The 20,527-nt window shown below is 72.3% G+C and carries 19 protein-coding genes; 14 read left to right on the forward strand and 5 right to left on the reverse strand.

Annotated elements, in window-relative coordinates:
• Nucleotides 1-312 precede the first annotated feature (312 nt).
• The 3 genes from SD460_RS21270 to SD460_RS21280 are packed head-to-tail and all read left to right on the forward strand — an operon-like array spanning nt 313 to nt 5,329.
• Nucleotides 313-1,239 (forward strand): ABC transporter ATP-binding protein, encoded by a 927-nt coding sequence (locus tag SD460_RS21270; protein ID WP_290054693.1) that lies wholly within the window; start codon nt 313-315, stop codon nt 1,237-1,239.
• Nucleotides 1,236-2,579 (forward strand): ABC-2 transporter permease family protein, encoded by a 1,344-nt coding sequence (locus SD460_RS21275; RefSeq protein WP_318306596.1) that lies wholly within the window; start codon nt 1,236-1,238, stop codon nt 2,577-2,579. Before SD460_RS21270 ends, SD460_RS21275 begins: the two co-directional genes overlap by 4 nt.
• 5 nt (nt 2,580-2,584) lie before the next feature.
• Complete coding sequence (locus SD460_RS21280; RefSeq protein ID WP_318306597.1) at nt 2,585-5,329, forward strand: alkaline phosphatase family protein; 2,745 nt, start codon at nt 2,585-2,587, stop codon at nt 5,327-5,329.
• A 156-nt stretch (nt 5,330-5,485) separates the two neighbouring features.
• Here the strand turns inward: SD460_RS21280 and SD460_RS21285 are convergent, their stop codons facing one another.
• The 5 genes from SD460_RS21285 to SD460_RS21305 all read right to left on the reverse strand — a co-directional run bounded on the left by SD460_RS21285 (nt 5,486) and on the right by SD460_RS21305 (nt 10,129).
• Nucleotides 5,486-6,166 (reverse strand): alpha/beta fold hydrolase, encoded by a 681-nt coding sequence (locus SD460_RS21285; RefSeq protein ID WP_318306598.1) that lies wholly within the window; start codon nt 6,164-6,166, stop codon nt 5,486-5,488.
• A 121-nt stretch (nt 6,167-6,287) separates the two neighbouring features.
• A complete protein-coding gene (locus SD460_RS21290) occupies nt 6,288-7,319 on the reverse strand; it encodes an MBL fold metallo-hydrolase (RefSeq protein ID WP_318306599.1) in 1,032 nt (343 codons plus the stop codon).
• Nucleotides 7,316-8,062: an SDR family NAD(P)-dependent oxidoreductase gene (locus SD460_RS21295; protein WP_290054702.1), complete on the reverse strand. Its 747-nt coding sequence runs from the start codon at nt 8,060-8,062 to the stop codon at nt 7,316-7,318. The genes SD460_RS21290 and SD460_RS21295 overlap by 4 nt, the downstream gene beginning before the upstream one ends.
• A gap of 25 nt (nt 8,063-8,087) precedes the next feature.
• Entirely contained in the window at nt 8,088-8,846 is a 759-nt protein-coding gene (locus SD460_RS21300) for an SDR family NAD(P)-dependent oxidoreductase (RefSeq protein ID WP_290054705.1), read from the reverse strand.
• Nucleotides 8,843-10,129: an MFS transporter gene (locus tag SD460_RS21305; RefSeq protein ID WP_290054708.1), complete on the reverse strand. Its 1,287-nt coding sequence runs from the start codon at nt 10,127-10,129 to the stop codon at nt 8,843-8,845. Before SD460_RS21305 ends, SD460_RS21300 begins: the two co-directional genes overlap by 4 nt.
• 210 nt (nt 10,130-10,339) lie before the next feature.
• Between SD460_RS21305 and SD460_RS21310 the strand changes: the two genes are divergently transcribed.
• From SD460_RS21310 to SD460_RS21360, 11 genes are all read left to right on the forward strand, one after another.
• Entirely contained in the window at nt 10,340-11,128 is a 789-nt protein-coding gene (locus SD460_RS21310; RefSeq protein ID WP_290054711.1) for an enoyl-CoA hydratase/isomerase family protein, read from the forward strand.
• A 19-nt stretch (nt 11,129-11,147) separates the two neighbouring features.
• Nucleotides 11,148-12,155: a phosphotransferase family protein gene (locus tag SD460_RS21315; protein ID WP_290054713.1), complete on the forward strand. Its 1,008-nt coding sequence runs from the start codon at nt 11,148-11,150 to the stop codon at nt 12,153-12,155.
• Entirely contained in the window at nt 12,152-12,901 is a 750-nt protein-coding gene (locus SD460_RS21320; protein WP_290054715.1) for an SDR family NAD(P)-dependent oxidoreductase, read from the forward strand. Before SD460_RS21315 ends, SD460_RS21320 begins: the two co-directional genes overlap by 4 nt.
• A complete protein-coding gene (locus SD460_RS21325) occupies nt 12,898-14,115 on the forward strand; it encodes an acyl-CoA dehydrogenase family protein (RefSeq protein ID WP_318306600.1) in 1,218 nt (405 codons plus the stop codon). Before SD460_RS21320 ends, SD460_RS21325 begins: the two co-directional genes overlap by 4 nt.
• A gap of 124 nt (nt 14,116-14,239) precedes the next feature.
• A complete protein-coding gene (locus SD460_RS21330; protein ID WP_290054720.1) occupies nt 14,240-14,473 on the forward strand; it encodes a hypothetical protein in 234 nt (77 codons plus the stop codon).
• Nucleotides 14,470-15,267, forward strand: a complete 798-nt coding sequence (locus SD460_RS21335) for an SDR family NAD(P)-dependent oxidoreductase (protein WP_290054722.1) — start codon at nt 14,470-14,472, stop codon at nt 15,265-15,267. Before SD460_RS21330 ends, SD460_RS21335 begins: the two co-directional genes overlap by 4 nt.
• Entirely contained in the window at nt 15,264-15,677 is a 414-nt protein-coding gene (locus SD460_RS21340; protein WP_290054723.1) for a Zn-ribbon domain-containing OB-fold protein, read from the forward strand. The genes SD460_RS21335 and SD460_RS21340 overlap by 4 nt, the downstream gene beginning before the upstream one ends.
• Complete coding sequence (locus SD460_RS21345) at nt 15,670-16,815, forward strand: thiolase family protein (RefSeq protein WP_318306601.1); 1,146 nt, start codon at nt 15,670-15,672, stop codon at nt 16,813-16,815. The genes SD460_RS21340 and SD460_RS21345 overlap by 8 nt, the downstream gene beginning before the upstream one ends.
• 9 nt (nt 16,816-16,824) lie before the next feature.
• Nucleotides 16,825-18,114, forward strand: coding sequence for an acyl-CoA dehydrogenase family protein (locus tag SD460_RS21350; protein ID WP_290054728.1), 1,290 nt, complete (start codon nt 16,825-16,827; stop codon nt 18,112-18,114).
• The gene (locus tag SD460_RS21355; RefSeq protein WP_318306602.1) at nt 18,111-19,169 is read left to right on the forward strand and encodes an acyl-CoA dehydrogenase family protein; all 1,059 of its coding nucleotides are present in this window, start codon (nt 18,111-18,113) and stop codon (nt 19,167-19,169) included. The genes SD460_RS21350 and SD460_RS21355 overlap by 4 nt, the downstream gene beginning before the upstream one ends.
• Nucleotides 19,141-20,475, forward strand: a complete 1,335-nt coding sequence (locus SD460_RS21360; protein WP_318306603.1) for an FAD-binding protein — start codon at nt 19,141-19,143, stop codon at nt 20,473-20,475. Before SD460_RS21355 ends, SD460_RS21360 begins: the two co-directional genes overlap by 29 nt.
• Nucleotides 20,476-20,527: the final 52 nt, after the last annotated feature.

A 20,527-nucleotide genomic window follows, 5' to 3' on the forward strand; every position in this document is an offset into this window, starting at 1 on the left:
TTTTACAACGTTGTAAAAACGTTCTGCCGGGATCCAAGCAGACAAGTCGGACTCTCAACTACCGCCGAATGGCGGTATCTGGGCGGCCGACTGCCGAGGCCGGGGGACGGGTGACCGCCGGCGCGGCCCGGACCGGGAAGCCAAAAGCAAGGAGAGGATTAACCCGGGGCAAGGCGACGCGGCGAATCAGACATTTCACCGCACTGGTCGCCGTCTGTCGTCGGGCGTTTGCCGGGTGTTCATGCGGGGCGCCGCGCGGATTCATTTGCGGTCCCTAAGTTCTGGGCGCACGCCGAGGAGGCAACGAGCTCCATGGACACACCCCTGGCAGTGAAAGCGCGCGGGATCACCAAGTGCTTCGGTGACGTCGTCGCGCTCGACGGTATCGACTTCGACGTGGCGGCCGGGCGGATCCACGGCCTGGTCGGGCCGAACGGCGCCGGCAAGACGACGCTGCTCGGCCTGCTGCTGAGCCTCGCCGTCGCCGACGAAGGGCGGCTCGAGATCCTCGGGGCGCCGATCGGGAATGCGCTTTCCGCGCCCGGCGGCGTCGCCGGGTTCGTGGACGGGCCCGGTCTCTACCCTTCGCTCACCGCACGGCAGAACCTCGCCGCGCTGGCCGCACTGCGCGGTGGTGACCGGCGGACCGCGAAGATCGGCGACGTGCTCGACGAGGTCGGGCTCGCCGACGTCGCCGACGACCGCGTCCGCGGGTTCTCGCTCGGCATGCGGCAGCGGCTCGGGCTCGCCGCGGCCCTGCTCACCGAGCCGCGGCTGCTGGTGCTCGACGAGCCGGCCAACGGGCTCGACCCGGCCGGCAAGAAGCACGTGCACGGTGTCCTCGGCCGGCTCACCGGCGGCGGCACCACCGTCGTGCTCTCCAGCCACCGGATGGACGACCTCGAAGCGCTGTGCTCGGAAGTCACCATCCTCGCCACCGGCCGCGTCGTCTTCAGCGGCCCGCTGAGCACGCTCTCGGCCGAACACGGCGAGCTCGACTACCGGCTCCGCACCGCCGACCCGGCGGCCACCCGGCCGCTGATCGCCGACCTGCCGGGGATCCGCCTCACCGACGCGGACGACGGTGTCTTCGTCGTCCGGGCGCAGGTGCCCGCGCTCGACGAACTGGTGCTGCGGCTGGGGAAGGACGGCATCGCGGTGCGCGAGCTCGCCCCCGTCGTGTCCCCGCTCGAAGCCGCTTTCCTCGCTCTCACCGAACAACCGGAGGCCGGCCGATGACCACGACCGCGACGGCGACCGCCCGGCCCGTCCCGGTGGCCCGCGGCTACCGCTTCGAACTCGTCAAGCTGTTCTCCGCCTGGCGCATCCGCCTGCTGGTGCTGGCGTGCTGGCTCGCCCCGGCGTTGTTCGTCGCCGTGGTCAGCGGGCAGAGTTCGCTGCCCGTCGACACGCTCTTCGGCCGGTGGATGAACGCGACCGGCTGGGCGGGACCGCTGGTGATGCTCGGATTCGCGGGCACGTATGCGCTTCCGCTGCTGACGTCGGTCGTCGCCGGGGACGTCTTCGCCGCCGAAGACCGGCTCGGCACCTGGCGGCACCTGCTCGTCGCGGTCCGGTCCACCCGCCGGATCTTCGCGGCGAAAGCGCTTGCCGCGCTCACCGTGCTCGTCGTGCTCGTGGCCGGGATGGCCGGTTCCGCCGCGGCGGGTGGCGTGCTGGCCGCCGGCAGCCGGCCCCTGGTCGGCCTCGACGGCCACCTGCTGACGCCCGGCGACGCCGCGGTGCGCGTCCTGCTCGCGTGGGTCTGCGTGTTCGCGCCGACGCTGGCCCTCGGCGCGATCGGGCTGCTCGGCTCGATCGTCTGGGGCCGCTCGCCGATGGGCCTGCTGCTGCCCGCCGTCGTCGCGCTCGTGCTGGCGCTCGCCCAGCTGCTGCCGCTGCCCGTCGCCGTCCGCCTCGCCCTGCCGAGCTGCGCCTTCGTCGCGTGGAACGGCCTGTTCACCGACCCGGTGCAGCTCGGGCCGCTGCTGATCGCGGTCGGCGTCAGCCTGGCGTGGGCCGTTGTCGCGACGGCGCTCGCCTACACGCTGTTCGTGCGCCGCGACTTCACCAACCCGGCGCACGACGGCCCGGGCCGCCGCGCGTTCGCCGTCGGGGTCCTGCCGCTGGTGGCGTTGCTCGCCGCCACGGCCGGGATCGTCGCCGTCGCCACGCCGGCCACCGGGTCCGGGATCGAGCTCGACAAGGTCCAGCGGTCGGTCGCCACCGCGTTCGCGCACCTCTACCGGCTGCAGGCCGCTCAGCTCGACCGGCCCGACGTCACCGAAGCGCAGCTGGCCGCCACGGCCGCGTGCACGAAGGGCGACGGCCTGGTCGAGCCCGACGGCCCCGGCAACGACTGGCGGTGCGTCGTCTCCTGGCACCTGCCGGGGATCGACGCGACGGGGCAGGCGATCTACCAGCTCGACATCACCTCGGACGGGCGGTACGTCGCCGACGGCGACGGACCGAAGGAAGTGAACGGCTACTTCCAGGTGCGGTCCCCCGCGGGGGACCAGCCGAACCCGCTCTGGCAGTTCGACGGGAACGTCGAGCTGCTCACCACCACGAAGGGATAGTCCCGATGCAGGTAACCCGCCGCAGACGGCGTGCCGGGAAGCGCCGGAGCAGCGGCCATCGGCTGCGCTACGCGACGGCCGGCTCCGCCACGCTCGTGCTGGTCGCCACCGGCACCGGCGCCGGTGTCGCGTCGACGGCCCAGTTCGGCACGGACCAGGTCGGCCAGGTCACCGCGAACGGCCAGGTCGTCTCCGCCGACCAGTACCTCAAGCCGATCGGTGACCGGCTGGTCGTGAACAACGGCAAGATCATGGCGTCCTCGGTCAGCCCCGACGGTGCCCACCTCGCCGCGCTGACCACGGACGGCGGGATCGCGCTCACCATCGTCGACCTCAAGAGCTGGAAGGTGCAGCAGCTCGTCGGCAACTCCGCGACGGCGAACCTGCGCATCGCCGGCAACGACGTCGGCCAGGAAGGGCCGTCCTACGCCCCGGACGGCAAGAGCCTGTGGCTGGCGCAGACCGACGGCTACACGAAGTTCACGGTGAACCCGGACGGGACCGTCGCCGCGCCGGTGCCGGTCAAGATCCCTGCGGACGGCGCCAAGCACGCGCTGGTGGCCCAGGCCGTGTTCTCGCCCGACGGTGCCACCGTGTACTCGGCGGTCAACGGCCAGAACCGCGTCGTCGCGCTCGACGCGGCGACCGGGGCGATCAAGCAGAGCTGGGCCGTCGGCAACGCGCCGCGCGACCTGGTCCGCGTCGGCACCAAGCTGTACGTCAGCAACGAAGGCGGCCGGCCCGCGAAGCCCGGCGAGCCGACGCTGAACTCGTACAACACCCAGGTGCCGGCCAGCCAGTTCACCGGCGCCAGCACCAGCGGCACGGTCAGCGTGATCGACCTGGCGAACGCGGCCGCCGCGCCGAAGAGCATCGACGTCGGCCTGCACCCGACCGCGGTGTACGCCGCCAAGGGCGCGCTGTTCGTCACGAACACCGCGAGCAACACGGTTTCGGTCATCGACCCCGCCCGCGACAAGGTCGTCCAGACCATCGCGACCCAGCCGTGGCCCCAGGCCTCGGTCGGGTACGAGCCGGACGGCGTCACCCTCACCGAGGATGGCCATCTGCTGGTGACGCTCGGCCGCGCCAACGCGGTCGCCGTCTACCGTTTCCAGCGGGCGCAGGAGCCGGTGAGCTACGTCGGGCTGCTGCCGACGGACTACTTCCCGACCGCGATCACGACGGTCGGCAAGGACGTCGTCGTCTCCAACACCCGCGGCATCGACGCCCGCCGCCCGACCACCGCCGCCGGGCACGGCACGCACGACACGACGTCGAGCGTGCAGCGCTTCCGGCTGCCGGACGACCGCGCGATCCGCGGCTACACCGGCCAGGTCTTCAAGCAGAACGGCTGGACGGACAACTCCGTCCAGGTCGCGCAGGACAACGGCCACCGCAAGGCCGTCCCGGTCCCGGCGCGCCTCGGCGACCCGTCGACGATCAAGCACGTCTTCCTGCTGGTCAAGGAGAACCGGACCTACGACCAGGTCTTCGGCGACGACGCGCGCGGCAACGGCGACCCGTCGGTGACGCAGTTCGGCGAGAACGTGACGCCGAACCAGCACGCGCTGGTGAAGCAGTTCGGGTTGTACGACAACACCTACGACATCGGCACGAACTCCGCCGAGGGCCACAACTGGCTGATGCAGGCGGACAACCCGGAGTACACCGAGTCGTCGGCGGGGGAGTACCTGCGCAGCTACGACACCGAGGACGACGCACTCGGCCACCAGAGCTCCGGGTTCCTCTGGACCGGCGCGCAGGCGGCCGGCAAGTCGGTGCGGGACTTCGGCGAGTTCCAGCAGTTCCTGACCAAGCCCGCCGGGGCGAGCTGGCAGAACCTCTACTGCGACGCCAAGAACATGGCGGCCACCGGCGAGCCCAGCGCTTACCCGATGGTGTCGTCGTCGCCGATCCCGTCGCTGAACGACGTGTCGGTGCCGGGCTTCCCGAAGTTCGACACGGCGGTGCCGGACGTCTACCGGTACCAGATCTGGAAGAACGACTTCGAGAAGAACGGGCCGGCCAACCTGAACATGTTCTGGCTGTCCAGCGACCACACCGGCGGCCCGCCGAACGCGGCCGCCCAGGTCGCCGACAACGACCTCGCCGTCGGTCGCATCGTGGACGAGATCTCGCACAGCCAGTACTGGAAGGACTCGGCGATCTTCGTCGTCGAGGACGACTCGCAGGCCGGGCTCGACCACGTCGACGGGCACCGGGCGCCGGTGCAGATCATCAGCCCGTACGCCCAGCACGGCGTCGTCGACAGCCACTACTACTCGCAGATCACGATGATCCGGACGATCGAGCAGATCCTCGGCGTCAAGCCGATGAACCAGAAGGACAGCGCGGCGACGCCGATGAGTGCGGCCTTCACCCCGAAGCCGGACTTCACGCCGTTCACCGCGCTGCCGAACCGCACGTCCCTGACCGGCGGCCTGGCGACCCAGCCGTCGTGCGGCCCGGACACCCCGGCCGCGGTGAACCCGGCCGCGGCGCCCGTGCCGTCCTCGGCGGTGCCGGCGGACAAGGAGCAGGTGGCCGCGCAGTGGCAGGAGTGGACGACGCACCAGCGGCTGACCGGCCCGAACGCCGTCGCGGACTACGCCAACCCCGCGCAGATGAACCACTTCACGTGGTACCAGACGCACGGGTGGCGGCAGCCGTACCCGGGAGAGGCTGAAGTCGTCGCGCCGGACCGGGTGCCGGGGGCGTACCTCCCTTCGGCGGAGTCGGACGGCTGACGGACCCCCATTGCGGGCACCTGTCAGGGGTTCGGGACGGGTGCGGCATGATCACTGCGCCCGGGACGTCCCCGGGCTCTGGGTGGGTACCCCGACCCGGCCGGCGTCGCGCCCCTCGCGCGGCGCCGGCCGGTGGGGCCGGTGGTTCGGTTTTCGTCAGAGCGAGTCGGCGGCGCTGCGGATCACGTCGAGGACGAACTCGGGGTGCGACAGCATCGGGACGTGACTGCTGTCGATGTCGAACGTCTTCGCGCCCATGCGCTGCGCGGCCGCGCGCTGCAGCTCCGGGTTCACCGTCCGGTCGTCGTTCGCGACGATGTACCAGCTGGGCTTCGACCGCCAGGCGGTGCCGTCCGCCTTCTGGTCGAACAGGTCGGGGACGGGGACCATCTGCGTCGCGTAGACCAGCTTCTGCTCGGCCTCCGGCAGGTCCCCGGCGAAGCAGCCGATGCCGTCGGGGCGCAGCCAGATGCGCCCGTCGGTGACCTCGATGTGCTCGAAGACGTCGGTACGGGCGAACTTGCTCTGCTGTTCTTGCGAGGTCTCCGTCTCGTCGGGCGCGAGCGCGGCGATGTAGACGAGCCCGGCGACGCGGTCGTCGGTACCGGCGGCGGTGATCAGGGTGCCGCCGTAGGAGTGGCCGACGAGCAGGACCGGGCCGGTGACCCGGCCGAGGGTCCGCACCACGGCGGCGACGTCGCCGCCGAGGCTGTCGAGTCCGTGCTGCGACGCCGCGACCTCGTACCCCTCCTGCAGCAAGGGGGTGATGAGCTTGCTGAAGCACGAGCCGTCGGCCCAGAGGCCGTGGGCGAACACGATGCCCGGTTTGGCCGGCATGACTTTCTCCTCTGCGCGTGGGGGAACGACAAACCGACGTTAGGACGGCCGGGCGCCTCCGGCCATCACCCGAATACCGGATCCTGTGTGGCGTCCGATGTGGACGGACGAGCACCCCTTGTCACGGCCGGTAGTGGCGGACGCCGTCGACCTCGACCGCGGCCAGGTGGCCCTGCGCCGTGAGGAGGTCCAGGTGGGCGCCGGTTTCCAGGACGGCCAGCATCCGGTTGAACGGGTCCATCGTCGCGAGGTGGCGGGCCCGCCGGGTCCAGCTGATCCGCGTCGCGGCCTCGAAGGCCGTGGCGGCGCCGGACTCCACCTGGTCGAGGAGCAGGTCGAGCCGGGCGCGGTGGTGGTCCAGGAGCTCGTCGATCCGGGCGTGGACGCTGGCGGTGACCGGGCCGTGCGCCGGGAGCAGGCGCCGGTCGGGCAGGGCGCGCACCAGGCGGAGCGAGTCGAGGTAGGCGCCGAGGGGCAGGTCGGGTGGTGCGGCCTGGAAGCCGATCGAGGGCGTGATGTGGGGGAGCACGTGGTCGCCGGAGAACAGGAGGCCGGCGGCGGGGTCGACGAAGACCACGTGCCCCTCGGTGTGCCCGGGGGTGGCGACGACGTCGAATTCGCGATCGGGGAGCACGCGGCGGCGGCCGGGCGTGAGCCACTCGTCGGGCCGCTCCCAGAGCTCCGCGTCCTCGTCGGCCAGCACCGCCCGCACCTCGGGGATCAGCTCCGCGCCGCCGCCGAGGCGGAGCAGGTCGAGCTGGGTCCGGATGGGGTCGGTGGCGGGGTCGGCCACGATGCGCAGGCTGGGTTCTTCGCCCGAGCCGAGGGAAACCTTGCCGCCGAACTCGCGGCGCAGCGCCAGCGCCTGGGTGTAGTGGTCGCGGTGGATGTGGGTGATCAGGAACTCCCGGACGTCGTCAAGTTTCGCGCCGATGACGTCGAGTGCGCCGGCCAGGAGCCGGCGCGACTCCGGGAGGGCCCAGCCCGAGTCGATCAGGACCAGCTCGCGGCCGTCGGTCACGGCGTAGACGTTGACCGCGCGGAGGCCGTCGCCGGGCAACGGGAGCGGGATCCGGTACACGCCCGCGGCCACCTCGTAGATGCCCGGCGTGCTCCAGTCGGGGTCGTCGCCGTCGAGCCGTGGGGCGTTCACCGGGCGCTCCAGCCGCCGTCGACGAACAGGTCGGACCCGGTGGTGTAGCCGGAATCGGCACTCGCGAGGTAGGCGACAGCGGCGGCGACCTCCTCTGGACGGCCGAGGCGGCCCATCGGGGTGCCGGCCAGCATGGCGGTGTGGCGTTCGGTGTGTTCGAAGCGCTCCAGCAGCTGCCGCGTGCCGATGAAGCCGGGGACCACGGAGTTGACCCGCACGCCGTCGGTGGCCCAGTGCAAGGCGGCGTTCATGGTCATCGAGCGGACCGCGCCCTTCGCCGCGGCGTAGGAGAAGCTGTTCGCGAGGCCGCCGGTGCGGCCGAGGATCGAACCGACGTTGACGATCGCGCCGCCGCCCGCGCGGGCGATGGCGGGTCCGGCGTGCTTCATGCCGAGCCAGGTGCCGAGCTGGTCGACGGACACCACCTGGTCCCACCGCTGCCGCTCTTCGGTTTCGACGGTGCCGGTGCTGCCGATGCCGGCGTTGTTCACCAGGACGTGCAGCTCGCCCCAGCGTTCTTCGACCGCGTGCACGGCCGCCGGCCAGGCGTCTTCGTCGGCGACGTCGAGCGCGACCGCCAGGGTGTCGCCGCCGACGCGGTCCGCGAGTTCCGCGCAGGCGGCCTCGTCGACGTCGCTGAGCGCGAGGGACGCGCCTTCGGCGGCGAGGCGGGTGGCGATGGCCGTGCCCAGCCCGCCGGTGGCGCCGGTGAGCAGCACCCGGCGGTTCTCGAATCGTCGCACTCGGTCTCCTCGGTGGTGAACGGGGTCAGACGGCGGTGTAGCCGCCGTCCGCGGGAAGGCAGGCGCCGGTGACGAACGACGCGTCCGCCGACAGCGCGAACGCGATGACGGCCGCGATCTCCGCCGGGTCCGCGGCCCGAGCCGCCGGCGGCCGCACCCGGCCCGCGACGGTCGGGCGGAGGTCCGGCCGCAGTCCCGCGGTGTCCGCGGCGCTGTTCGCCGCGAGGTCGGTCGCGACGAGCCCCGGGCACACGCAGTTCGCGCGCAGCCCGCGATCGGCGTACTCGACGGCGATGCTGCGGGTGAGGGCGAGCACGCCGCCCTTGGTCGCGTCGTAGGCCGCCGAACGGCCCGCCGCCACCAGCGCCCCCACCGAGCCGATGGTGACGAGGGCGCTGGCGGGATTCTCCAGCAGGTACGGGAGAGCTTGCTGAACGCAGAGGAAGGTTCCGGTCAGGTTCACGTCGATCATGCGCTGCCACGCGGCCGGCGAGGTTTCCTCCACAGTGGACCCGTGGGTGACTCCGGCGCACGTGACGACGCCGTCGATGCCGCCCAGCCGCGAGGCGAGGTCCGAAACGGCGGCCGCGACGGAATCCGGTGCGGCGACGTCGCATTCCGCGGAGAACGGGGGCCGTTCGCCGAACGTCCGGTGGTCGAGGGCGTTCCGGTCGAGTACGGCGACCGTCGCGCCGTCGGCGAGGAGCCGTCGCGTGGTGGCCAGGCCGATCCCGCCGGCGCCGCCCGTCACGAGCAGGCGCCGGCCGTCCAGGTTCCGGGTCACGACGGCGAAGCCGACGTCTCGGCGGGACTCGCGTCCGGGGTGCGGCCCGACAGCTTCGAGGACGCCGTCTCCTTCATGGTCGCGACCACGAGGAGGCCGACGAGGGCGGCGAAGATGATGTAGAACGCCGGTGCGATGGTGATCCCGGTCGTGGCGACCAGCCAGGTCGTCACGAGCGAGACGATCCCGGTGCCCAGCACGCCGCCGACGTTGAAGCCGAGGGACACGCCCGTGTAGCGCACGCGGGTCGGGAAGAACTCGGCGTACTGGGCGTAGATGACGCCCTGCTGGACGCTGAACGGCACGTTCAGGACGAGCGCGGCGACGATGGCCAGCGGGAGCGATCCCTGCTGCATCAGCCAGAAACAGGGCACGGCCAGCACCACGAAGCCCGCCATGCCCGCGGTCAGGACGCGACGGCGGCCGAAGCGGTCGCTCAGCGAGCCCGACCACGGGATGAGCGCCAGCGGCATCAGGACGATGAGGACGATCAGCCACAGGGCTCCGGTCAGGGGGTAGTGCAGCACCGCGGAGAGGTGGACCAGGAGGTAGACCGAGGCGATGCCGCCGGTGGTCTGCGTCGAGTAGGCGATGCCGACCAGGCGCAGGAGGCCGGCTTTGTGCTTGCGCAGCACTTCGGTGACCGGCGCCTTCGGCGGTGCCTGCTCCCGCACCATCTGCAGGAAGAGCGGCGAATCCTCGACGCGCATCCGGTAGAGCACGGCCAGCACCAGCAGCGGCGCGGCGAGCAGGAAGGGGATGCGCCAGCCCCAGCTGCTCAGCTGCTGCGGCGAGGTGAAGGCGCTCAGCGTGCCCACCGACGCGGCGGCCGTGGCGAGGCCGAGGGAAATGCCGATGGCGGTGGCCGAGCCGAAGAAGCCGCGGCTGCGGGTGGGGGCCGACTCCGTGGACAGCGAGGCGGCACCGCCGATTTCGCCGCCGGCGGAGAGCCCCTGCAGGATGCGCAGCGCGGTCAGCAGGACGGGGGCCGCGATGCCCGCGCTGGCGTACGTCGGGAGCAGCCCGGTCAGCGTGGTGGCGATGCCCATCAGGGTCACGGTCGCCATCAGGACGGTCTTGCGGCCGCGGCGGTCGCCGAGCCTGCCGAAGATCAGCCCGCCGATCGGCCGGGCCAGGAAGCCGCTGGAGACGACGCCGAGCGTGCTGAGCACGCCGAGCAGCCCGTCCTGGCCGGGGAAGAACAGCGGGGCCAGCACCACGGCCAGGTAGCCGTAGATGGCGAAGTCGTAGTACTCGATGGCGGTCCCGACCGCGGCGGCCACACCCGCTCGTCTGGCCACTCGATCCTGATCGGGAAGCGATGGTGTCGGCATCTGCGCTCCTTTGCGCTTTCGCGGATCGGCTGCCGCGGGGGTCGGCCCTTCGCGACGGGGTCACCATAGATCTGAACTGAGGTCAGTTCAAGTAGGAGTTGACGCCGCCGCAGGAGCCGTGTCAAGGTGACCTGAAGTCAGTTCAGTTTGGGAGGATTCATGGCAGTCGAGGACGACATCCAGTTCGAGCGCGACGGGAACATCGCGCGCATCTGGTTCAACCGGCCGCACAAGCGCAACTGCATCACCGTCCCGATGCTCCACCGCCTGGACGAGATCATCACCGAGATCGAAGCCGACGCGGAGCTGCGCGTCGTGGTCGTGCGAGGGCGCGAGAACACCTTCTCGTCGGGGTTCGACCTCGACAGCCTGCAGGCGGACTTCATCGGCACGAGCACGGCGATGGACGTCGCGGTCGTCTCGGCGAAGGTCTGCGACCGGCTCTACAACATGTCCAAGCCGTCCGTGGCGGTGCTCGAGGGGTACGTCACCGCGGGCGGGTTCGAGGTCATGATCTCGTGCGACTTCGCGATCGCCGACGAGACGGCGAAGATCGGCGACTTCCACATCCGCCGCGCGCTGTTCGGCGGCGCGGGACCGATCTACCGGCTCCCGCGGATGCTCGGCATCCGCAAGACGAAGGAGCTCATGCTCACCGGCAAGCTCCTCTCCGGCAAGGAAGCCGACGACTTCGACCTGGTCAACGCCAGCGCGCCGGCCGCGGAACTGGACGCGACGGTGGACGAGTTCATCAGCCACCTCACCGACAAGAGCCCGTTCCAGCTCAAGCTGACCAAGATGGCCGTCGACCGCGGGCTCGACGCCGACATCGCCTCGCTGATGGTCCTCGAGCACCTCGCCGTCGGGGTCACGCTGAACTCGGAGGACGCCGCCGAAGGGGTCGCCGCCTTCCTGGAGAAGCGCGAACCCAAGTGGACCGGCCGCTGACCGACCCGGAGAACACGTGATGAGCACATCGAACGGGGAAACGGACGCCGACCCGCGGCTCGGCGCCCGCGTGCGCACGGCGCTCGGCCTCGAGTCCGGGCCGTTGACGGTGCTGGAAGGCGGTCGCTCCGGGCTGACCTACGCCCTCCGGGGCCCGGAAGCCGGGTACGTCGTCAAGGCGGTCCCGCCGGGCCGGCGGGCCACCGGGCGCCATGACGTGCTGCGCCAGGCCGTGATCCTCGACGCCGTGGCGGGGACGGGCGTCCCCGTCCCCGCCGTGCGGGCCGTGGACGAGGAACAACCGGCGTGGTTCGCGATGGACCTCGCCGCCGGGGAGGCCGTGGAGCCGGTGCTTGAACCGGACCGGGCGATCGACCCGCCGACGGCCCGGGCGCGGATGCTCACCGCCGCCCGCATCCTGGGTGAACTCCACTCGGTTCCGCTGGGGGCGATCGAGCGTTCGGTGGCCGCGAGCCGGCCGGTCCCCGAGGTGACGACGCTCGAAGCGGAGATCGGGAAGTGGGCGCGGACGATGGACGCCGTGCCCGAAGATCTCCGTCCGCAAGGGACCGAGCTGATCGCCGAACTGGCCGCCGACATCCCGGCGGCGGTGGAGCCGGTGCTGGTGCACGGGGACTTCCGCCTCGGCAACGTGCTGTTCGACGGGCTCGTGCCCACCGCGCTGATCGACTGGGAGATCTGGAGCGTCGGCGACCCGCGGGTCGATCTCGGCTGGTTCGGGGTCTTCACCGACGGAACGTTGTTCCCGGGGGCCGGGCACGCGGTCGACGGTCTTCCCGCCGAAGCCGAGCTGGCGGACACCTACCGCGAAGCCCGTGGCCGGGGAAGCGGGCCGACGGCGTGGTTCGCTGCCTTGAGCCGGATGAAGATGGCCGCGATCATGGGCCACAACCTCGTCCGCCACCGCCGCGGGGCGCACCACGACCCGGTCCAGGAACAGCTGCCGCCGAGCATCGCCAAGATGATTGCGGACGCTCGCGCGCTGCTGGCCGGGGAGCCGCGATGAAGGTCCCGGCTCCCGGCGAGCTCTTCGACCTGACCGGCCGCACCGCGATCGTGACGGGCGCGTCCTCCGGGCTGGGCGAGCGTTTCGCCCGCGTGCTCGCCGCGGCGGGGGCGACGGTGTGGGCGTCCGCGCGCCGCCAGGAACGGCTCGAGCGGCTCGCCGCCGAAGTGCCCGGCATCCGGCCGGCGCCGTGCGACGTCGCGCTCGCGACCGACCGCGCGGCGCTGGTCGAGCGAGTCGGCCCGGTCGACATCCTGGTCAACAACGCGGGCACCAGCAGCAAAGCGCGTCCGCACGAGGAGACCTCCGAGGCGTTCGCCGACGTGCTCGGCACGAACCTGGTCGCGCCGTTCCACCTCGCCCAGCTCGTCGCCGCCGCGGGCCGGCCGGTGTCGATCGTCAACGTGAGTTCGATCGTCGGCGTCGTCTCGACGGCCCCGCGCGGCGGAGCGAGCTACGCGGCGGGAAAGGCCGGGCTGATCGGCTTGACGCGCCAGCTCGCCGGGCACTGGGGCCGGACCGGAGTCCGGGTCAACGCCTTGGCCCCGGGCTGGTTCCGCACGGAGATGAACGACGCGATGTTCGACGACGAGGCGTCCGTGCGCTGGATCGAGCGCAACACGATGGTGCGCCGCGCGGGCGAGCCGAACGAGCTGGACGGCGCGCTGCTGTTCCTCGCCTCGGCGGCATCCACGTACTGCACCGGCCAGGTGCTGGCCGTCGACGGAGGGTGGACCGCACGATGAACGGGGTACCGGCCGCATTCACCGAGGACGCCCGCACGTGGCTGGCCGAGCGGCTGCCCCGGCGGGACGGCGCGCCACGCCGGTCGGTCGCGGTGTTCCACGACCTTCCCCACGACGACGAACGCGCCCTCATCGAGCGCCTCCAGGCCTGGCAGCGCACGAAGTTCGACGCCGGCTACGGCGCCCTGTCGTGGCCGGTGGAAGCCGGGGGAGCCGGGCTGACGCCGCTGCACGAAGAAGCGTTCGCGGAGGTGGAGCGGGAGTTCGCGACGCCGGGGCAGCACGAGCTGACCTCGGTGAGCACCGCGCTGATCGCACCCACCGTGCAGCTTTTCGGTACCGCGGAACAGAAGGAACGGCTCGTCCGGCCGCTGCTGCGCGGCGACGCGCTGGCGTGCCAGCTGTTCTCCGAACCCTCCGCCGGGTCGGACCTCGCGGGACTGGGGACCCGCGCGGTCCGCGAAGGCGACGAGTGGGTCGTCACCGGCCAGAAGGTCTGGAGCTCGGGCGCTCAGTTCGCCGGGTGGGGAGAACTGATCACCCGCACCGACCCCGACGTGCCGAAACACCGCGGCATGACGGCGTTCCTCCTGCCGATGGACTCGCCGGGCGTCGAAGTGCGGCCGCTGCGGCAGATGTCGGGTGGTTCGTCGTTCTGCGAAGTCTTCCTCGACGAGGTGCGGATCCCCGACACCCTGCGCCTCGGCGACGTCGGCGGTGGCTGGGCGGTCACGCTCGCGACCCTGGGTTTCGAGCGCGGCCACTCGGGGGCCACCGCGGACGTCGGCGGCGGGTTCGCCGAGCTGCTCGACGACGCCCGCCGGCTCGGCCGGGTGCACAACCCGGAGGTCCGCCGGCTGCTGGCGGAGGTGTGGGCGGCCGAGCAGGTGGCCGCGGTGTCCGCCCAGCGCGACCGCGAGTCGCGCCAGGCCGGCCGGGAACCGGGCCCGCTCGGCTCGCTGCGGAAACTGGCCTGGGCCCAGCGGCTCAAGCTGGTCTCCGAGGCCGCGGCGGCGATCCTGGGACCGCGGCTCGTCGCCGACTTCGGCGACGGCAGCTACCGCTGGACCGAGCACGTGCTCGGCGCACCCGGCTACCGCATCGCCGGCGGCTCGGACGAAGTCCAGCGCACGATCATCGCGGAGCGCCTGCTGGGCCTGCCGCCGGAACCGCGCGCCGATCGCGGCGTCGCGTGGAAGGACGTCCCGAAATGAGCACCAGTACGAGGGGGGCCGTCGCGCGGGTGCGCGAATGCGGCCGGCCGCTTGAGGGTCGGATCGCGTTGGTCACCGTTGGGTCGCGCGGTGATTGTGGCGTCGCGTGGAAGGACATCCCGAAATGACCACCAGTACGAGGCAAGTCGTTGCGCGGGTGCGCGAATTCGGCCGGCCGCTCGCGGGTCTGACTGCGCTGGTCGCCGTTGGGTCGCGCGCCGATCGCTGCGTCGCCTGGGAAGGACGTCCCGAAATGAGCACCAGTACGAGGGAAGTCGTCGCGCGGGTGCGTGAATGCGGCCTGCCGCCGGAACCGCGCGCCGATCGTGGCGTCGCGTGGAAGGACGTCCCGAAATGAGCACCAGCACGAGGGAGGCCGTCGCGCGGGTGCGCGAGAACGGCCGGCCGCTCGCGGGCCGGACCGCGTTAATCACCGGGGGGTCGCGTGGCCTCGGCCGGGAGATCGCCATCGCCTTCGCCGCGGCCGGGGCCGACGTCGCCGTGGTGTCGCGCAAGCGGGACAACTGCGTCGCGCTGGCCGGCGAGCTCGCCGAAGCGACCGGGCGGAAGATCACCGCGCACGCCGCGCACGTCGGGGACTGGGACCGGCTCGGTGGGCTGCTCGACGAGGTCGAAGCCGGGCTGGGGCCGGTCGACGTCCTGGTCAACAACGCCGGGATCGCGCCGCTCTACCCGAGCCTGGCCGAGGTCGGCGAAGACTTGTTCGACAAGGTGGTCGCCGTCAACTTCAAGGGCCCCTTCCGCTTGCTGGCCCTCGCGGGCGCGCGGATGGCCGAACGCGGGGGCGGGGTGATGCTGAACATCTCCTCGATGGCCACCGGCCGCCCGACGGCGCACGACCTGCCCTACGCCGCCGCGAAGGCCGCGCTCAACACGCTGACGGCCGGGTTCGCCCAGGAATACGGGCCGTCGGTCCGGGTCAACACCATCGTCGCCGGTCCGTTCCGCACCGACATCAGCAAGTCCTGGGACATGGCCGCGGTCGGCGAAATGGCCAAGACCTGGCCCTCACGCCGGGTCGGGCGGCCGGAAGAGATCGTCGGCGCGGCCCTGTACCTGTGCGGACCGCACGCGAGCTACACCACCGGCTCGCTGCTGACCGTCGACGGCGGAAGGCTGGCCGCGCCGTGAACCTCGTCGACGACACCCTCGTGCTCGACACCCCCGACGGACCCGCGCTGCGGGGGAGCGAGTGCCGGGACTGCGGGGCCCACACGTTCCCCCGGCAGGACGGCTGTCCCCGGTGCACCGGATCCGCGATGCGCGAGGTCGCGCTGGCGCGCCGGGGCACGCTCTGGTCGTGGACCGTCCAGGGGTTCCGCCCGAAACCGCCGTACACCGGGTCCGCGGCGTACGAGCCCTACGGCGTCGGCTACATCGCGCTGCCGGGGCAGCTGATCGTCGAGGCCCGGCTGGCCGAGGCCGACCCCGCCAAGCTCGAAATCGGAACCGAGGTGGAGCTGATGTTCGTGCCGTTCCGCGACGACGCCGAGGGGCGTCCGGTCTACACCGTCGGCTTCGTGGCGGTCGATCATGCCTGAGGTCGCGATCGTCGGGATCGGCATGCACCGGTTCGGCCGCACGGACGGCGTGTCCGGCCGGGCCCAGGCCGTGCACGCGGCGCGCGAGGCGTTGCGCGACGCGGGCTTGAAGTTCTCCGACATGCAGTTCGGGTTCGGCGGCTCGCACTCCGCGGGCGGCGCGGACACCCTCGTGTCCGAGCTCGGCCTCACCGGACTGCCCTTCATCAACGTGGCCAACGGGTGCGCGACCGGCGGCAGCGCGCTGATCGCCGCCGACGCCGCCATCCGGTCCGGGCAGCACGACGTCGGCATCGTGATCGGTTTCGACAAGCACCCCCGCGGTGCCTTCGCCACCGACCCGGCGGAGCACGGGATCGGGTCCTGGTACGGCGAAACCGGCCTGATGGTGACGACCCAGTTCTTCGGGATGAAGATCCAGCGCTACCTGCACGACCACGCCATCGACCCGGCCGTGCTGGCGTTGGTCGCCGAGAAGTCCTTCCGCAACGGTGCCCGCAACCCGATGGCGTGGCGCCGCAAAGAAATGAGTGCCGGCGAGATCGCCGCCGCGCCGATGATCTCGCACCCGCTGACGCAGTACATGTACTGCTCACCCGGGGAAGGCGCGGTGGCGCTCGTGCTCTGCCGCGCGGACCGGGCCCGGAGCCACACCGGCCGCCCGGTGTTCCTGGCCGCCGCCGAGTTCCGCAGCCGGCGCTACGGCTCGTTCGAGGTCTTCGCCCCGTGGATCGCTTCGGAGCGGGCCCCGTCACCGACCGTCGAAGCCTCGGCGGCGGCGTTCGAGAGCGCCGGGATCGCCCCGTCCGAAGTGGACATCGCGCAGATCCAGGACACCGAGGCCGGCGCGGAGCTGATGCACCTCGCCGAAACCGGGCTGTGCGCCGACGGCGAGCAGGAAGCCCTGATCAAGGCCGGGGCCACCGAGATCGGCGGCCGGCTGCCGGTCAACACCGACGGCGGGTGCATCGCCAACGGCGAGCCCATCGGCGCCTCCGGCCTGCGGCAGGTCTACGAAAACGTGCTCCAGCTGCGCGGCGACGCGGGGGAGCACCAGGTCCCGGGCCGCCCGCGTGCCGGGTTCACCCACGTCTACGGCGCACCGGGCATTTCCGCCTGCACGGTGCTGACGCGTTAGGAGCGCCCCATGAGCTGGGGATTCGAGACCGATCCCGAGATCCAGGAGGAACTGGACTGGGTCGAGGAGTTCGTCCGGTCCGAGGTCGAGCCGGTCGACCAGGTCGTCGAGCACGCCTGGAACCCGCGCGACCCGGTGCGCAACGCGCTCATCAAGCCGTTGCAGCAGCGGGTGCGCGAACGGAACCTGTGGGCGGCCCACCTCGGCCCGGAGCTCGGCGGCAAGGGGTTCGGGCAGCTGCGGCTGGCGCTGCTGAACGAGAAGCTCGGCCGGACGCACTCCGGCCCGGTGGTGTTCGGCTGCCAGGCCCCGGATTCGGGCAACGCCGAGATCCTGGCGCACTACGGCAGCGAGCACCTCAAGACGACGTACCTGAAGCCGCTGGTCGACGGCGAGATCGTGTCGTGCTTCTCGATGACGGAGCCGCACGGCGGGTCCGATCCCACCGGCTTCCGCACCACGGCCCGCCTGGACGGCGACACCTGGGTGATCAACGGCGAGAAGTGGTTCTCCAGCCACGCCCTGTTCGCCGAGTTCCTCATCGTCATGGCCGTCACCGAGCCGGAAGCGCCGCCGCACAAGTCGATGTCGATGTTCGTCGTCCCCGCCGGCACGCCGGGGGTCGAGCGCGTCCGCGACGTCTCGGTGTGGGGGCACGAGGAGCCGGTCGGCACCCACCAGTACTTGCGCTACACCGACGTCCGCGTCCCGGCGGAGAACCTCCTCGGCGGCCGCGGCGAGGCCTTCGCGGTCGCGCAGACGCGCCTCGGCGGCGGCCGCATCCACCACGCCATGCGGACCGTCGGCCTGGTGCAGACGGCCTTCGAGATGATGAAGCGCCGGGCGGTCTCCCGCACCGTCAGGGGCGGCCGCCTCGCCGACAAGCAGCTGGTCCAGGAGATGATCGCCGACTCCTGGATCCAGCTCGAACAGTTCCGCCTGCTCGTGCTGCGCACCGCGTGGCGGATCGACCGGTTCGACGACTACAAGAAGGTGCGCGCCGACATCTCCGCGGTGAAGGCCGCCATGCCGAAGGTGCTGGCGGACATCGCCGGCCGGGCGATCCAGATCCACGGCTCGCTCGGGATCTCCAAGGAACTGCCCTTCGGCAAGTGGGTCATGGAGTCGTTCCACATGGGACTGGCCGACGGCGCCACCGAGGTCCACAAGGTCAACCTCGCCCAAGCGCTCCTGCGGGGCACGGAACCCGACGACGGGTTGTTCCCGCCGTACACCCTGCCGGCGCGGCGCGCGGAAGCCCGGCTCCGGTTCGCCGACGTCCTCGGGGACGACGTATGAGCCCGCGCCTCACGCCCGGCGCGGACGCCGAAGAGCTGCGCACGGTCGTCCGCGAATTCCTGCTCAAGCACACCGAGCCCGCGCGGGATGCCGAACGGGGCTGGGATCCCGCGACCTGGCGGCGGTTCGCCGTCGAACTCGGCGTCGCCGGACTGGACGTGCCCGAGGACCGCGGCGGCGCGGGTGCCGGGTTCCGCGAAGTCGCGGTCGTCGCCGAGGAACTGGGCCGGTCACTGGCGCGGCTGCCCTGGTTCGGCACGGCGGTGCTCGGCGTCGGCGTGCTGCTGCACGCCCCCGGCACGGATCTCCTCCCGTCCCTGCTCGACGGCACGACGACCGCCACCCTCGCCTACCGCGAGCACAGCCAGACCCGCGCGGCCGCGGACGCGCACGGGGACTGGTTCGTCTCGGGGGAGAAGGTGCTCGTGCTGGAGGGTGCGACGGCGGACCTGCTGTTCGTCACGGCGGAAACCGCCGACGGCCCCTCGATGTTCGCGGTCGAGGCCGCGCTCCCGGAAGTCAGCCGGCGTCCGGCCCGGGCGATCGACCCGAACCGCCAGCTGGCGACCGTGGCTTTCGACAGCGCGCCGGCGGTCCTGCTGGGACCGGCCGCGCCCGTGCTCGAGCGGGTGCTGCTGCGAGCTTCGGCCGCGTTGGCCGCCGAACAGACCGGCGGGGCGGCCGCGGCCATGGAAGCCGCGGTGGACTACGCGGCCCACCGGCTGCAGTTCGGCAGGCCGATCGCCACGTTCCAAGCGATCAAGCACCGCTGCGCCGACATGGCCGTCGAAGTCGAAGCGGCCCGGTCGGCGTCGCTGTGGGCGGCCGCCGAGCTCGCCGAAGGAACGCCGGAGGCGGCCCGCGCGGCCGCGACGGCGGCGCTCGTGTGCGGGCGGGCGTACCGCTGGGTCGCCGACGAGAACGTCCAGGTCCACGGCGGCATCGGGTTCACCTGGGAGCATTCGGCCCACCTGCACGTCCGGCGCGCGCTGAGCAGCGCGGTGCTCTTCGAAGGGAGTCACGGCGATGCCCTCCTCGACGCCATCGGAGTCTGACGCGGCCGACCTGCTCGTGCTCGGCGGCGGCATGGCCGGCCTCAGCGCCGCGGCGCGGGCGGTCGCGCTCGGGGCGCGGGTGCTGGTAGTCGAGCGCGCACCCCGGCTCGGTGGTTCCGCGCTGTACGCGGGGTACCTGTGGACCGGCACGACCGGCGAAGCCATGCACGCGCTCAACCCGCACGGGGCGCCGGAGCTGACCGCCGCGGTCGTCGACGGCTTCCCGGCCGCGCTGGCGTTGCTGGCCGACCTCGGGGTGTCGTACGGGCCGCCGGTCACCGTGCTGCGCCACGGCACCGGCCACCAGTTCGACACCGCCCAGTTCGTCGACGCCGCCCGGCGGCGGGTGACGACGAACGGCGAGATCGTCACCGGCGCACGCACGGAACGGCTGCGCGTCGACGACGGAGGTGCCGTGACCGGGGCGGACCTGCTCCTCGCCGACGGCACCCGCCGGTCGGTGCGCGCGCCGGCGACCGTGCTGGCGACCGGCGGGTTCCAGGCCGACGCCGGGCTGCGCGCGGACCTCGTCCACCCCCAGGCGGAGCGGATCGCGCTGCGGTCGAACGAGTGGAGCCGCGGGGACGGACTGCGGCTCGCCCGGCAGGCCGGCGGCCGGGTCGCCAACCGGGGCGGGGGCTTCTACGGGCACCTGATCCCGGCCGGCGTCGCCCTCGAGCCGGAACTCTTCGTCGACCTCGCCCTCTACTACAGCGAGCACGCGGTGCTGTTCAACCTCAAGGGCGAGCGCTTCGTGGACGAGACCGCGGGCGACCACCTGACCACGATGGCGCTGCTCGACCAGCCGGAGGCGCGCGGGCTGCTGGTCACCGACGCCCACGGGTACCGCGAGTGGGGCGTCGGCGCCTACGTCGAAGGCGCCCCGGCCACGGACAAATTCGCGCTCGCGCGGCGTCGGGGCGGCCGGTGCGTCGTCGCCGAGTCGCCCGCGGACTTCGCGGAGATGCCGCCGGAGTGGGGTTACGACGGAGCGGCCGTCGCCCGCGAGCTGACGCGGATCGCGGCCGGCGCCCCGGACGGGCTGGGCCGCCGGTACGACCCGCGGCCCCTCGATCGGCCGCCGTACTACGTCGTCGAAGTCGCGCCGGCCATCACGTTCCCGTTCGCGGGCATCGAGGTGGACCGGGCCGGCCGGGTGCTCGGCGAGACCGGTCCGGTGGCCGGCCTGTACGCGGCGGGGTCCGACATCGGCGGCCTCTACGCGCACGCCTACGCCGGCGGTCTCGCGCCCGCCGTCGTCTTCGGCATGGCGGCGGCGGAACACGCGGTCCGGCGAATGACCTGAATCCGGTTCAGGTGAGCGTCTAGAGTGTGGTGACCGCCGTACCAGGGAGCCA

Origin of the sequence: Amycolatopsis solani, assembly GCF_033441515.1 — a bacterium.
Classification (GTDB): domain Bacteria; phylum Actinomycetota; class Actinomycetes; order Mycobacteriales; family Pseudonocardiaceae; genus Amycolatopsis; species Amycolatopsis solani.